The sequence below is a fragment of the Fervidobacterium pennivorans DSM 9078 genome (genome assembly GCF_000235405.2).
Lineage (GTDB): Bacteria > Thermotogota > Thermotogae > Thermotogales > Fervidobacteriaceae > Fervidobacterium > Fervidobacterium pennivorans.
Genome location: NC_017095.1, coordinates 1,541,917 through 1,555,452 on the forward strand (window position 1 = coordinate 1,541,917; position 13,536 = coordinate 1,555,452).

Here is a 13,536-nt window from a genome sequence, read left to right on the forward strand (position 1 = left end):
TATGGAGCTATTATTTAAACTTGAGCAACTTGAATTCGAAGGTCCCCTTGACTTACTTCTGTACTTAGTGCAAAAGAAGAAGATAGACATCCGTCAGTTGTCAATATCACAACTGGCGGATGAGTTTTTGTATTACGTTAACCAAATGGAGGAACTGAACCTTAACGTCACATCCGAATTTATCGCAACTGCCGCCTATCTCTTAGAGCTCAAATCAAAAAGCTTACTACCGATGAGTGAAAAGGAAAAGAAGGAATACGAATACAAAAGAGAATTGCTCATAAGGCGTATCGAAGAATACGCAAGGCTCAAGGAGTTAACCGAACAGATTATGAACAAAAGCTCTGCTGATCAATATCCTGTCAAAGTGCCATATACCTTCCCTAAGGTGGATGAGAAGAGACTGGTCAAAATCGTCAAAGCGGCATTGCAAGAGGTTGAGGTTAAACAGAAGGTCTACATAATAAAGAAAGAAAATTATTCTCTGGAGAGAATTATGGAGGAAATCGAGGAAAAATACGATGTGGTCAACCTTTTCGACCTACTTAGAAATAGTTCTTCTAAATACGAAATCATCGTAAAGTTTTTAGCTGTACTGGAATTAATCAGATTTGAAAAATACACAATAGACAATGATTTTGTTTTAAGAAAAGTGGTGAGACAAGATGTCGCAAATGTTCAAGAATGATATAAACAAACCAATTCAAAGCTTGGACCCAACAAAGATATCCCTTGTCGAAGCCATTATCTTCGCTTCAAGGGGTGTATCTAAAACTACACTTGCTGAGCTAACTAAAATTCCAGAAGATGAACTTGACGAGATACTTAAATATCTAAGAGAAAAATATGATTCCGAGGAACATGGGATTGAGCTAAAGCAAATAGAAGATTATTACCGCTTCTACACAAAACCACAGTTTGCCGATGCGGTTTCAAAAGTAGCCAGGCGCAGAAATCTTGGTAGCCTTTCGCCTGCTCAACTTGAAATTGCTGTATTTTTGGCAGTTCGAAGACAAGCTACCAAACTCGAAATAGATAGCATGCGCGGAAAGGATTCTTCTAACCTTATAAAACAACTTCTCGTTGCCGGAGTCATCAAAAGAAGGAAACTCGGAAGAACATTTGTCTACAGCTTAACAGATACATTCAAAGATGAAAGTATGATTGAAGAATTGGTAAGACAAGCTGGTGGCGCTTCGTTTGAAAACATAGGTAAAATGCTCTTTGAAACTCCTGAACAATCAGAAATTCGTGAAAATCAAGAAAATCAAGAAAATCAAGAAAATCAAGAACACCAACAACAAGGTCTTTCACAATCAGTCGAATCAAGGAACTTACAAAATGAGGCTTTTGAAGTTGTTCGAAAAGAAGAAATTGAAATACCTCGTGAAGAATAAAAAGCAAACTAAAGAAGGTGAAAATGTTGACTGTTCGTGAAGCAAAGTATCTATCAAGAAAAATAATGGAAGCAGGTGAAATCCCTCTGCTAATCGGTCATTTTGGTGTGGGAAAAACTGATATAGCACGTGAAATCGCCCAGGAGACCGGTAGGAAACTTGTCATACTGGTTCTTTCCCAAATGGAACCAGGGGATTTAATAGGTCTGCCAGCGAGGGATGAAAATAAGACAAAATTTTTGGCTCCTGATTGGTGGCCCGAAGATGGGAATACAATTATTCTCTTGGATGAAATAAACCGAGCTCATAGAAGTATCAGAAACGCTATAATGCAGCTTCTAGTGGATAAAAGGATACATAACCACATCCTTCCAGAAGGCACGTGGATAATGGCTTCCATGAATCCACCTGATGAAAACTACGACCAAGTCGAACTCATCACCGACCCTGCGTTCCTGAGCAGGTTTTTCATCCTCGAGATTCATCCAGACCCAAACGAATGGGTAGAATGGGCAAGGAAAAATCAGATAGAAGAAGAAGTAATAGACTTTATATCTAAATATCCAGAATTTCTCTCCGTTCACGAAAGTGTTTCCCTCAAAGCTTCTATCAAACCCAGTCCAAGGAGTTGGCACAAATTAAGCAAAGTCTTGTCACTGATGTCCGAAGAGGATAAAAAAGAATACCTGTATATTCTTGCAAGTGGTATCGTTGGACCGGAAGCTGCAAAAGTGTTTATAGACAAATCGCTCGCAGGGAAAATACATAGTCCTTCCGAGATATTGTTGGAAGGGAATATCCCTGCATCCTTAGATATCCACCAAGCAAACGGTCTTCTGATTAGGTTAATCGATTACCTAACAACTGTTGACGACAAAGAACTCGAGAAACTTTCAAACCAAGCAGAAACTATCGCGCAGAACCTTTTAAAACTTTCGCATGTCGTACCAAAGGATTCTTTTGAAGCATTCATAAGAATGTTGGTCAACCTCTCAAACTTGCCCGGTCTGAAAGGTGAATTTTCAGATAAATTGCTCAGAAGGTTGATAAGTGAAGTGACTGAAGAAAATAAATGAATCTTTCATTTCCCAAAGAACACCAATCTGCATTAAGATAAACAAAACGTAATGTTAACTAAGATTTAAACCAAAAATCCCATTCTGTGGTATGATATTACTTGTATTTTTATCTTTTTAAGGAAGGAGAGATTGACATGTTTGACCACGAACACAACCATCATCACCATGATCATGACCATGAACACCATGATCACATCGATGCATTCACTCTTATGGACGAGGAAGGAAATGAGCACCACTTTGTTCTTCTCGGAGAAGTTGAGAACAAAGGAAAGACATACTGGGTATGTGAAGAAATCTTCGTAGAAAATGATGAAGTTTCCGAATTTGGAGATACATACCTTTTCGTCAAGACAGAAGATGAAGACGGTAACGTCTTCCTCGACTCAATTGAGAGTGAAGAAGAATTCAACGAGGTAGCAAAAATTTGGGAAGAAATGATGGGTGGCGAAGACTTCTTCGTAGACTTAGACGAAGAAGACGAAGATGAAGACGAAGAAGAGTAATATTTTCAAAATCGTATTGCGCAGTCTTGACCATTTTAGGAGTATTTGGTAAAATAAACATCGGTTAAACGCCCAAATCTTACCTGGTGCAGGCGTAGCTTCAAGCGGTGGAGCGCCTCCTTGGTAAGGAGGAGGGTGTGGGTTCGAGTCCCACCGCCTGCTCCAAAATAATGAAAAGTTGTGAAAGAGGGTACAAAGATGAACTGTACCCTCTTTTGTTTTTATAACTTTCAAAAAAAACATGTTTAATCGTGTTCTTTCATTTTCAACTATCGTTCAAACTGGGAGAAATATGTAGTATAATATTTTGCTACCGTACTTCATATTCTTCAACATCGGAACAATATTTTCACAAACAATATAACTCGTTTTGATAGGGGGAGGCGCTTGTAAGCAGTGCACATATTTGATATTTTAGTTTTCCTACCTTCGATATTTCTTGGCATAATAATGGGTGGAAATGACGCAGGAAACACGTTAGGTGTTACAGTTGGAAATGGAATTTTCAAAGTAAAAAAAATGATAACTATTGCTGCTTTGGTAGTTATAATTGGTGCTTTACTTGGTGGTAAGCCTGGTCTTAAAGTATCTTCGGGCATAGTAAAAGTTGATTTGCCCGGGATGGTTATAATCAACATCTCAGCAGCAATAGTGACGCTATTTTTTCTAAGGAAGGGCTTACCTATTTCCATGACACAAGCAATAGTAGGCGCAAATGTTGGAGTTGGTATTTTACTCAAGAATATCAATACACAACTACTTTTGTACATAGTCTTAGGATGGTTCTCAACACCCGTGGTTGCATTTTTACTTGGTTTCACTCTTCAAAAAGTTTTGGCGACTGTGTTCAGAGGTATACGTAACTTGCAAGTTAGAACTTACATCTTGAGAATTTTCCTGTGGATTTTCACAATATATGGAGTATATTCTATGGGGGCAAATGACGTCGGAAAGATTACCGGAATACTTTATCAAAAAGGCTACAATGCCTATTTGCTTTTGCTAATAGGTGGTTTGTCCTTAAGCGCAGGCGTCATTTTCTTAAGCAAAAAGACAATTTACACACTTGGACGAGAGCTGATAGCTCTCGACGATTTTACAGCAATGGTTACAATAGCAACGCAAGCCCTAACTGTGGGGTTATATTCTCTTATCGGGCTTCCAGTTTCACCAGCCCATGCAATAGTTGGCAGTTTGGTTGGTGTAGGCTTTTCAAAGGGTACAAAATTACAAAACCCAAAAACATTTAACAAAATACTCTTTTCATGGTTACAAGCTCCTGTATACGGTGGAATATTATCCGCATTCATGTATTCAATCTACAAACTTTTGTGGTAGAATATATACGTAAAAAATACGAAGCACGATGGAGGTGTAAAAAGATATGGACTTGAAAGCTTTTATTAGAGACATCCCAGACTTCCCACAAAAGGGTGTTATATTCCGTGATATAACCCCTCTCATCAAGAACCCAGAAGCATTTAAATATGCTATTGATACCATCGTGGAAGAAGTCAAGAAATATGAATTCGATTTGGTTGTTTGTCCAGAAGCTCGCGGGTTTATTATCGGTGCTCCAATTGCTTACCTTCTTGGCAAAGGTTTTGTTCCTGTTAGAAAACCCGGAAAATTGCCATACAAAACTGTCAGCGATACATACGAACTAGAATATGGCAAAGCAGAACTGCATATCCACGAAGATGCAATTCAACCAGGTCAAAAAGTTTTGATAATAGATGATGTTCTTGCTACCGGTGGAACTGCACTCGCACTGAAAAGACTTGTTGAAAAAGTTGGAGGGACCGTTGTTGCTAGTGCTTTCTTAATTGAACTCACATATTTGAATCCAAGAAACCTACTCAAAGACTTACCGATAATAGCTCCAATTAAATACTAAAGGTTTTAATATACTCCATAGACACCAATAGTCGAAGTAAGCATCGCAACATTCATCAAGAAAAATGTTGAAAACACTATTGCTGTATAAGGCAGTATGGAGGTGTGACTCGTGCTAAAATTCGATTTTACGTACACACTTGCGGAAAATGTGCAGGGCGGACTTGACACTGCAGAAATTGATTCATACTCTGCGAAAGTAGAGGAATTTTTAAAAAGGCTCGATGAAAATAAGCCCGGTTTTGTCAATGCTGTGTTAACACGAAAATGGATTGACTCAGTTAACGAATTAAGTGACTTCATATTCACATTCGATAACTTAGTCGTTTTGGGAATCGGAGGTTCCGCGCTTGGTAATATTGCAATTCAAAATGCACTCAGACCTGCAAACTGGAACTCATTGAGCGTTGATGAAAGAAATGGATACCTAAGAATTTTCGTTGTGGATAACGTTGACCCGGATTATTTATCCTCTGTCCTCGATTGCGTTGACCCAAAAACCACGTTGTTCAACATTATCTCAAAATCCGGCACCACAGCCGAACCCATGGCAAATTACCTCATAGTGAGGGGGATTCTTGAGTCATATGGACTTGACCCAAAAGAACACCTTATCTTCACAACAGACCCAGAAAAAGGTGTCTTGAGAAGGCTTGGAAGAGCAGAAGGTATCAGAATGCTTGAAATACCACCAGATGTTGGAGGAAGATTTAGCGTTTTGACACCTGTCGGATTACTTTCAGCTAAAGCTGCTGGAGTCGATATCGAAGAACTGATAATTGGAGCAAAAGATGCTTACGAAAAGACCATAAACTCTTCACTTTGGGAAAACCCAGCAGCGTTAATTGCCGTTACGCACTATCTACATTATTTGAAAAAGCGCAACATATCCGTTATGATGGCTTACTCAAATAGATTGTATTACCTCGCCGACTGGTACAGACAACTATGGGCAGAAAGCCTTGGAAAAATGTATGATAACGATGGAAATAAAGTGCACGTAGGTCAAACACCTGTAAAAGCACTTGGTGCAGTCGACCAACACTCCCAAGTCCAGCTTTACAATGAAGGACCAGATGATAAGATTATCACGTTCCTCAGAACGGAGCAATTTGACAGAGAAATCATAATACCAAAGATACATGAAAGCGAACCCGAACTTGCTTACCTTGGTGGTAAGAAGCTTTCAACATTGCTTAACAGCGAACAACTCGGTACACAACTTGCGCTTGCAAAGCACGGAAGACCTTCAATAACAGTAACATTCCCAAAAATCGACGAATACCATATTGGTCAATTCATTATGTACTACGAACTTGCGACCGTTATCGCCGGTCACCTATTCAACATTAATCCGTACGACCAACCCGGTGTCGAACTCGGAAAGAAAATCACCTATGCACTTATGGGACGTGAAGGTTTTGAGGAATACAATTACTCAGACAGCGCACAGAAAAGAGTTGAGGTAGAATGATGAAAGAATACGTAGAGATTCTTAAGAGTGTTTTCGACCCAATTGCTGTCTTTATAAAGGATGAAGAATTCATAGTCGTTGTAAAAGATGAAAGGAATCTACAACAAGCCATTGCAGAACTATCAAACAAAATTAACGATGATATAAGCTTGGTAGTACTCAGCAAAGAGGAATACGAAAAAATGAGCCACGAAGACTTGGGAGAAAAAATTGTCTAAATCATATATAGCCATTGGTGAACGAACATGGTAGTCTGCATTACCGGGAAGATTGCAACTGGAAAAAGTACTGTGTCACAGTTCTTTGTTCAAAAAGGTTTTGACTATATAAACGTCGATAAACTCGGACATCTTGCCTTTGAAATGAACAAAGAGCATATAAATAAAGTTTTTGGAACTTGTGATAGGAAAGAAGTTGCAAAAATCGTCTTCTCAGATGCCGAAAAGCTTGCGTTACTCGAAAGCATTGTTCATCCCACGATGCTTAAGCTTTTGAAAAATGAATTAGATGCAAGGAAAGGTAAAGATATCGTCATAGAAGCGGCAATTAAACGAAGGTTAGGAATAAACTGTTGCGATATTACAATTACCGTTGTCTGCGATGAAAATGTGATAAAAGAAAGACTCAAGGGAAGATATGAGGAAGAATTAATCGAAAAAATATTGGAAAGACAGAAAGATATCGAACCAGAAGGAATTATAATAATTAACAACTCTTCAATAGAAGACCTACATGTCCAACTTGAGAAAATATACGAGCAGTTAACAAAGAAAGTGAAGGGGTAACCCCTTCACTTTTCTTATTTTTAATACTCACTGCTTCCATTCCCCTTTGTAAACAACAAATTAATAAAACTCCCAACAACAACTCCTATCAGCATCCACGCAATTCCAAATCCAACAGCCCCGCGCGCTAGAACTGTCAATAAGATATTGTAAGTAGCATAGCTTCTAAAATTGAAATACGAAACTACTTGAAGAAGGAAAAAAGAAACTATCGGTGAAATAACAGATACGACAAGTAAATCTCTAAGTTTGGTGTTCAAACCCAGAAGAACAAAAGCAAATATTACAAACATTATCGGATACCATCCTACTGAAAAATTTGGGAACAACAAATAGAAAGTGGCGTATGATTCTATCAATGAAACACCTAGTATGAAAAGTATCTTCTCCATAATCCCCGTATTCTCCCTTCCTTAGATTTGATATTCACGGTCGTCTCTGTATATTTTAACATGTTTTACGAAAATGTGTTAAAATATTAATATGAAGAATCTGAAAACCATCGAGGGGATACAAATGACCAACTTCAATCCTTCGGCTGAAGTTGAACGGATAGTAAACTTTATCAAAAATACAATCCAAAAATACAACTTCAAAGGTGCTGTCATTGGTGTCAGCGGTGGAATTGATTCCGCAGTTGTCTTGGCTTTGCTTGTAAGGGCTTTAGAGCTTGGTAAAGTAAGGGCACTAATTCTTCCGGAACGCGATAGCTCAAAAAACAGTATCGAAGATGCAAAGGCGGTATGCAAATATTTCAAAGTAAACTACGAAATCATCTCAATAACTGGTGTGCTTCGTGCAATGGGCGTATATAGACTATTCCCTCCTGCGCTATTTATTCCGGAAAAAATAAAAATTGATTATGCAAAAAGAAGGTGGCAAAGATACCCCGACCCATACGTTATGGACCTTAAAAACAAAGGCGATGAACTATTCTTGAAAGGCATAGCATATTACAGAGCCAAACACAGGGCAAGAATGTGCAAGTTGTATTTTGAGGCTGAAAAGCTCGGCTATTGCGTGGTGGGAACAACGAATAAGACAGAACTTACCCTCGGATTGTACGTCAAATGGGGCGATGATTCGGTCGATATAGAACCTATCAAACATCTTTACAAAACACAAGTTTACGAACTTGCAAAGTATTTGGGAGTTCCAGAAAGGATCATCCAAAAACCACCAACACCAGACCTTGTTCCTGGTGTCACAGATGAAGAAGCTTTTGGTTTGACCTATCCTGAAATTGATGAAATTTTAATGAAGCTGGATTCCGGAGAAGAAATAAACACAGAGAAAGCAAGAAGGGTCAAAGAACTAATGAAGTTAGCAAAGTATCGAGAACTCAAATCGTTGGGAATCGAAGATGAGCAAGCAACAAGATGAATTAAAGTTCCTTTGTGATTTAACCGTAGTCAAGCTCGGGAAAAAATTAAGAATTCTAGGCTTTGATACCGAGATTATCAAAACAGTAAATCAACAAGCAATTAAGGAACTTCTGAAACACACAAATCGAACATTGGTTACAAAATCAAAAGAGCTGGTTAAGGCTTGTGGCGGAATACTTATCACGAAAAATAGAACATCTGAACAGCTCGAAGAGCTTTTGATGATACTGAACAACACAAATCCACAACTGCCGAATACTCCTGCACGTTGTGCTTACTGCAACGAGGTCTTGGTAGACTGCCCAAAAGAAGAAGTAATTGGGAAGGTCCCCATATATGTTTTTGAAACAATCGAGCATTTCAAACGGTGTCCAAAATGTGGGAAAATTTACTGGCGGGGGACTCATGTAGTAAGGCATTTGGAATTCTTTTCTTCCCAAGGGAAAGAAACTGATACGCGAGGTGATAATAAATGGTAGGCAAAAAAATATGCTATGCGTTAACTGAAATATTCGAGAAAGATAAATACTCTCCAGAAGCGGAGAATGTGGCGAATATATTGGCCGAATTCGTTGGTGTTGAAAAACTCTCGGTAGCTTTTTACGAAAAATCCAGAGATGTTTACAGAATTCTTTTAAGTAACTTTCTCCCTCTCCAATTCAAAATCCCTGTTTCGGACATAGGAGATAGAAATTCACTTTCAAAGTTATCTATACAACTCAAAGATGGCACCATTGTAGAAGCACACGTTGAACAGCTGATTCACAGCTCTGTTGAAACCGGCGATGAGAAGGTTGGAATTATTTTGACGAACGAGATTCCAAAAAAGATGACAAACTTTGCCGAAGTTGTTGATTTTCTTGCATACGCTCTTTGGTTTATTCCATCATACGAAAAATCAAAGAGCTACCTTTCCAAGTATCGTTCCCTGTGGATGCTTACAAATCTATTTGAATCTGCTAAATCGAAAGAAGAACTTTTAGAAGGGTTTCTAAAGGTTATCTCCGAAATCATCGAATCGGAAATCACTGCTGTTTTGAGTCGTACAAAAGAAGTAAACGAAGAATATGATATGATGATTTACGACTCTCAAAACTCACAAATAATTTGTAAAAAGCTTAACCTTTCAGAACTTCCTACTGAAACACTCCGTTACTTCAAAGGTATGGAAAAAATAGTTTACAAACCAAACGGACTGAGTGAACTCTTTGCTACAAAGATTCTATCTGCTCTCATTGTACCCGCAGAAAATTACTGGTTTGTTTTTGCCAACAAAAGAAACACAAATATTTACCTACAAACAAAATCTTTTGATTCAATGGATTTAGATCTCGCTCGTGATTCCGTTAAACGCTTCCTGCTTGCCAAAGGACGTATCGAATTTGAGAAAAGATTGGAAGAAGAGGTTGCAAAACTAAGAGAACTCCGAAAACTCCACGAATCACTCATTGAAGACCAGAAAGAGCAAATTAAGAGGATGAACGCAGTCCATTACATAAGCCAGGCAATGCGGACAATGTACAGCGTCAAGAACGTGTACAAAACTCTTTTGCTTGGTCTAACCTCCGGAAGATTGCTTGGTTATAACCGGGCTTTGTTACTAACGTACGACGAACAGCGTGACGTACTTGTTGGTAAAATTTGGCTTGGTCCCGATACGGAAAATGTCGAAGAAGATTGGAAAAAAGCTAATCTCAGAGCGATGCGCTATGCCGATGTGGTCCAATATCTACGCGAAGAAGCAATGACATTGGAAATCAACAATAGACTTACCCAACAAATTGAAAACAAAATATTCCCATACAAAGCACACCCGATACTTGAAAAATGCGTGCTTAGAAAGAAGATATTTGTTGCAAATGAAAGAATTGTTAACACAATGGGCTTAGAAGTGGCTGATTTAGTCAATCTGTTAGGGGTCAAAGAATTCGCTGTTCTGCCACTTGTTGGACGCGAAGAAGTTTTTGGCGTAGTTATTGTCGACAACTACTACACAAAAAAGCCAATAAAAGAAAGCGATATCGATATCCTCAAGATACTGTCAGATAGCGCAGGCTTAGCAATTGAAACTGCTCAAAACTACGAAGAACTAAGAAATAAAACACTTTCTCTGGAACGTCAAAAGAGCCTTATCGAATATCTGCGCGAGTTTTCCGAATCAATTTTGCAGAATATGTCTTCTGCAATTATTGTTATCGACAAAGAAGGTAAAGTAACCGAATGGAACAAAAGAGCTGAAGTTTACTTCAACCGTCCGAAAGAACAGATGACGGGCGTTGAGCTCAGAGCACTTGGCCCTGAATTTGAAGATATCGAAGAAATGGCGTTCCAAGCAATGAGAATTAAAGAAGAAATAACCCTCAGCAATTACTTGATCCAGGTCGGTGGGCGAGAACGATACTACGATGTGAAAATCACACCTTTCTGGGATGCTGATAAACTCATGCTCAGAGGAGTCATTATTACCCTAGATGATGTTACCGAACGAGTTAATCTGGAAAAGGAGAGGAAAAAGCAGGAAAAGCTCGCAGCTCTTGGCGAAATGGCTGCAAGAGTTGCTCACGAACTAAGAAACCCAGTCTCTGTGTTGGGAGGCTTCATCAAAAGACTAGAGAAAAACGCCGACAACCCAGAGGCAAGGGAAAGGTATATAAACATTATCAAGGATGAAATACTAAGACTTGAAAATATAGTGAACGAGATCCTGGACTTCAGCCGTGAACCAAGGTCTTTGGAATTTACGTATTTCAACATAAACAAGCTCATCAACGACGTATACATTCTACTAGAAGAAAAGATCCGAGAAAAAAATATACTCTTTAACTTTGAAACAGACGCTGAAGAAATTACCGTATATGCCGAATACTCAAGAATGAAACAAGTTATTATAAATCTTCTCCAAAATGCGATTGAAGCAACTCCAAAAGATGGTAAAATATTAGTTGAAACACGTATCAAACTTGATAAAATCATTGTGTCGATATGGAATGAAGGCACACCTATTGACAAAGAAACTGCAGAAAAGCTCTTTACTCCGTTTTTTACAACTAAAGTTCATGGCACCGGTTTGGGATTAGCTATTTGTAAAAAGATAGTAGAAGATGAGCACAAAGGAAAGATCTACCACGAGTCAACAGAGGACGGTAACAAATTCGTCGTTGAGCTACCAAAACCAGAAATGCAGTCAAGTAATGTTGAATAAAATAAAAGGAGGAAATAAAATGATGGAGTTTATGTTAAAAGCCAAAATCCACATGGCTACCGTAACTGAAAAAGAAATCGAATACGAAGGAAGTATTGGCATTGATGAAGAACTATTAGAACTGGCAGGAATAAAAATTAACGAGATGGTCTTAGTATCCGATGTTAATAACGGTAACAGGCTTGTCACATACGTTATCCCTGAACCACGTGGTTCAAGAAAAATTTCATTAAATGGTGCCGCCGCAAGACTTGTTGAAAAAGGTGACAGAATTATCATCATGGCGTTCGCTCTGTACAATCCCGACGAATACAAAGGACCTAAGATAATAATTCTCAACCCTGATAACAGTGTTAAAGAGATAAGGGGATAAAATATCTATATTCCAAAAATTCCAAGGGGGATTCAGATGAATATATCAGTAACCACTTCACCCGATAAAATGGAAGCGTACATCAAAATATCAAACATACTGCCTGGTGAAGAGATTACGCTTGAAAAACTAATGGAAGCAATAAGGGATGCAAAAGTCGTTCACAACATAGACATCTCTGCGTTAAAACATCTTTGTGAGAATCCTGTTGAGGATGTCCCTGTTTTGTTTGCAAAAGGGGATGAACCAAAAAATGGTGAAGATGGGCGAATAGTATTTGAAGTTTTGCAACAAAATCCCTCATTCACCCCTTCTGGTAACCGTGTTGATTTCAGGGAATTTCCTGTCCAAAAAAGAATTATTGTGAAAAAGGGACAAAAAATAGCTACCATATATCCCCCTACCGAAGGCATCCCTGGAAAGAACGTTTATGGCGAACCTGTCCCAGCAAAACCAGGCAATGAAGCAAAAGTATCTTTGGGAAAGAACGTTGCACTCAGCGAAGATGGGCTACACGTAATTGCAACATCAGATGGTATACTCAAAGTTGACCCAGAAAAAGGCTTAATTGAAGTAAGCGAATACTTGGAAATAGAAGGAAATGTTGATTATGTAACTGGCAATATAGAATTTCCTGGGACTGTTTTGATAAAAGGAGATGTAAAACCCGGATTCATAGTTCGAGCAAAGGGTGACATAGAAATACAAGGTGTAGCAGAAGCTTCTACCGTAATCTCCTTAGAAGGCAGTATTAAACTGACAGGTGCAAAGGGAAAAGATAAAGGATTGATAAAAGCAAGAAAGGATGTTCGCCTCAAGTATGCAGAATCTGTGACTATAGAATGTGAAAATCTTTGTTTTGAATCAAACTTGCTGAATTGTACCGTTAGGGTCACAAATTCCATAATTGGTCAAGGTAGAAATAGTGCGATAATTGGTGGGGAGTACGTTGCTACATCCCGCATAGAGGCTGATGAACTTGGTTCAGATTTTGGTGTTAACACTTACCTTGAGGTTGGTGTCAATCCGTACCTCAGAGAAGAGCTCAAATTAATTAACACACAAATAGAAGTCGACAAAACCAGCCTGCAAAAACTTATCAACATCGTCAAACAGTACAAAGAATTAAAAGAACGGGGTGTTAAGCTCTCCCCTGATAAAGAAGAGCAATTTTCAAAAGCAACAAGAACACTTATCAACTTAAGAGAGCAACTCGAAAAGAACATCCAAAGAAAACAAGAACTTGAAAAAAAGATTAATGAAATAAAATATCAGTGCGAGATAATAGCACGCAAAGTACTGTACCCCGGTGTTGAAGTGCATATGCACGATGCAAAATACACAGCCGATATTCCTCTTCCAAAAGTCGTTTTGAGATATGAAGATGGGAAAATTGTCGCAGGTGGATATTCTGGAACTTAACAACTCCAAAAACTAGG

General features: G+C 38.6%; 15 protein-coding genes and 1 tRNA gene. 15 read left to right on the forward strand and 1 reads right to left on the reverse strand.

Translation table 11 applies throughout. The features are described from left to right. Window position 1: 1 nt before the first annotated feature. From FERPE_RS07365 to coaE, 10 genes are all read left to right on the forward strand, one after another. Window positions 2-688, forward strand: a complete 687-nt coding sequence (locus FERPE_RS07365) for a segregation and condensation protein A (RefSeq protein ID WP_014452007.1) — start codon at window positions 2-4, stop codon at window positions 686-688. Beyond that, complete coding sequence (scpB, locus tag FERPE_RS07370) at window positions 666-1,397, forward strand: SMC-Scp complex subunit ScpB (protein ID WP_014452008.1); 732 nt, start codon at window positions 666-668, stop codon at window positions 1,395-1,397. The genes FERPE_RS07365 and scpB overlap by 23 nt, the downstream gene beginning before the upstream one ends. Window positions 1,398-1,423: 26 nt before the next feature. Further along, window positions 1,424-2,473 carry an AAA family ATPase gene (locus FERPE_RS07375; RefSeq protein WP_041262867.1) on the forward strand — a complete coding sequence of 350 codons (1,050 nt, stop codon included), beginning with the start codon at window positions 1,424-1,426 and terminating at the stop codon, window positions 2,471-2,473. A gap of 137 nt (window positions 2,474-2,610) precedes the next feature. Next, the gene (locus tag FERPE_RS07380; protein WP_014452010.1) at window positions 2,611-2,982 is read left to right on the forward strand and encodes a DUF1292 domain-containing protein; all 372 of its coding nucleotides are present in this window, start codon (window positions 2,611-2,613) and stop codon (window positions 2,980-2,982) included. An 88-nt stretch (window positions 2,983-3,070) separates the two neighbouring features. Next, window positions 3,071-3,147, forward strand: a tRNA-Thr gene (locus FERPE_RS07385). Window positions 3,148-3,378: 231 nt separating this feature from the next. Continuing rightward, complete coding sequence (locus tag FERPE_RS07390; protein ID WP_014452011.1) at window positions 3,379-4,320, forward strand: inorganic phosphate transporter; 942 nt, start codon at window positions 3,379-3,381, stop codon at window positions 4,318-4,320. 46 nt (window positions 4,321-4,366) lie between these two features. Further along, a complete protein-coding gene (locus FERPE_RS07395; protein ID WP_014452012.1) occupies window positions 4,367-4,879 on the forward strand; it encodes an adenine phosphoribosyltransferase in 513 nt (170 codons plus the stop codon). 111 nt (window positions 4,880-4,990) lie between these two features. Further along, window positions 4,991-6,352 (forward strand): glucose-6-phosphate isomerase, encoded by a 1,362-nt coding sequence (locus FERPE_RS07400; protein ID WP_014452013.1) that lies wholly within the window; start codon window positions 4,991-4,993, stop codon window positions 6,350-6,352. Then, a complete protein-coding gene (locus tag FERPE_RS07405) occupies window positions 6,352-6,570 on the forward strand; it encodes a hypothetical protein (protein WP_014452014.1) in 219 nt (72 codons plus the stop codon). Before FERPE_RS07400 ends, FERPE_RS07405 begins: the two co-directional genes overlap by 1 nt. A gap of 27 nt (window positions 6,571-6,597) precedes the next feature. Further along, window positions 6,598-7,137 carry a dephospho-CoA kinase gene (gene coaE / locus FERPE_RS07410; RefSeq protein ID WP_014452015.1) on the forward strand — a complete coding sequence of 180 codons (540 nt, stop codon included), beginning with the start codon at window positions 6,598-6,600 and terminating at the stop codon, window positions 7,135-7,137. A 20-nt stretch (window positions 7,138-7,157) separates the two neighbouring features. On the opposite strand, the gene FERPE_RS07415 is transcribed toward coaE, so the two are convergent. After that, on the reverse strand, window positions 7,158-7,529 hold the full coding sequence (locus FERPE_RS07415) for a hypothetical protein (RefSeq protein WP_014452016.1): 372 nt from the start codon (window positions 7,527-7,529) through the stop codon (window positions 7,158-7,160). Between the two features lie 124 nt (window positions 7,530-7,653). Here FERPE_RS07415 and nadE point away from each other — a divergent pair, with 124 nt between their 5' ends. From nadE to FERPE_RS07440, 5 genes are read left to right on the forward strand one after another with little or no spacing between them, the layout of a single operon-like run. Continuing rightward, window positions 7,654-8,520 carry an NAD(+) synthase gene (gene nadE, locus FERPE_RS07420; RefSeq protein WP_014452017.1) on the forward strand — a complete coding sequence of 289 codons (867 nt, stop codon included), beginning with the start codon at window positions 7,654-7,656 and terminating at the stop codon, window positions 8,518-8,520. Continuing rightward, on the forward strand, window positions 8,501-9,001 hold the full coding sequence (locus tag FERPE_RS07425) for a Mut7-C RNAse domain-containing protein (RefSeq protein ID WP_014452018.1): 501 nt from the start codon (window positions 8,501-8,503) through the stop codon (window positions 8,999-9,001). The genes nadE and FERPE_RS07425 overlap by 20 nt, the downstream gene beginning before the upstream one ends. Beyond that, entirely contained in the window at window positions 8,995-11,724 is a 2,730-nt protein-coding gene (locus FERPE_RS07430) for a sensor histidine kinase (RefSeq protein ID WP_014452019.1), read from the forward strand. Before FERPE_RS07425 ends, FERPE_RS07430 begins: the two co-directional genes overlap by 7 nt. Window positions 11,725-11,743: 19 nt before the next feature. Then, complete coding sequence (gene panD, locus FERPE_RS07435) at window positions 11,744-12,097, forward strand: aspartate 1-decarboxylase (protein WP_014452020.1); 354 nt, start codon at window positions 11,744-11,746, stop codon at window positions 12,095-12,097. Between the two features lie 36 nt (window positions 12,098-12,133). Beyond that, window positions 12,134-13,519: a flagellar assembly protein A gene (locus FERPE_RS07440; RefSeq protein WP_014452021.1), complete on the forward strand. Its 1,386-nt coding sequence runs from the start codon at window positions 12,134-12,136 to the stop codon at window positions 13,517-13,519. Window positions 13,520-13,536 lie beyond the last annotated feature (17 nt).

What these genes read in the sequence shown, in the direction of transcription:
- FERPE_RS07365 (WP_014452007.1), top strand. Translation starts at nt 2, where the DNA reads ATGGAGCTATTATTTAAACTTGAGCAACTTGAATTCGAAGGTCCCCTT.
- scpB (WP_014452008.1), top strand. Translation starts at nt 666, where the DNA reads ATGTCGCAAATGTTCAAGAATGATATAAACAAACCAATTCAAAGCTTG.
- FERPE_RS07380 (WP_014452010.1), top strand. Translation starts at nt 2,611, where the DNA reads ATGTTTGACCACGAACACAACCATCATCACCATGATCATGACCATGAA.
- FERPE_RS07395 (WP_014452012.1), top strand. Translation starts at nt 4,367, where the DNA reads ATGGACTTGAAAGCTTTTATTAGAGACATCCCAGACTTCCCACAAAAG.
- FERPE_RS07405 (WP_014452014.1), top strand. Translation starts at nt 6,352, where the DNA reads ATGAAAGAATACGTAGAGATTCTTAAGAGTGTTTTCGACCCAATTGCT.
- coaE (WP_014452015.1), top strand. Translation starts at nt 6,598, where the DNA reads ATGGTAGTCTGCATTACCGGGAAGATTGCAACTGGAAAAAGTACTGTG.
- FERPE_RS07415 (WP_014452016.1), bottom strand. Translation starts at nt 7,529, where the DNA reads ATGGAGAAGATACTTTTCATACTAGGTGTTTCATTGATAGAATCATAC.
- nadE (WP_014452017.1), top strand. Translation starts at nt 7,654, where the DNA reads ATGACCAACTTCAATCCTTCGGCTGAAGTTGAACGGATAGTAAACTTT.
- FERPE_RS07425 (WP_014452018.1), top strand. Translation starts at nt 8,501, where the DNA reads ATGAGCAAGCAACAAGATGAATTAAAGTTCCTTTGTGATTTAACCGTA.
- FERPE_RS07430 (WP_014452019.1), top strand. Translation starts at nt 8,995, where the DNA reads ATGGTAGGCAAAAAAATATGCTATGCGTTAACTGAAATATTCGAGAAA.
- panD (WP_014452020.1), top strand. Translation starts at nt 11,744, where the DNA reads ATGATGGAGTTTATGTTAAAAGCCAAAATCCACATGGCTACCGTAACT.
- FERPE_RS07440 (WP_014452021.1), top strand. Translation starts at nt 12,134, where the DNA reads ATGAATATATCAGTAACCACTTCACCCGATAAAATGGAAGCGTACATC.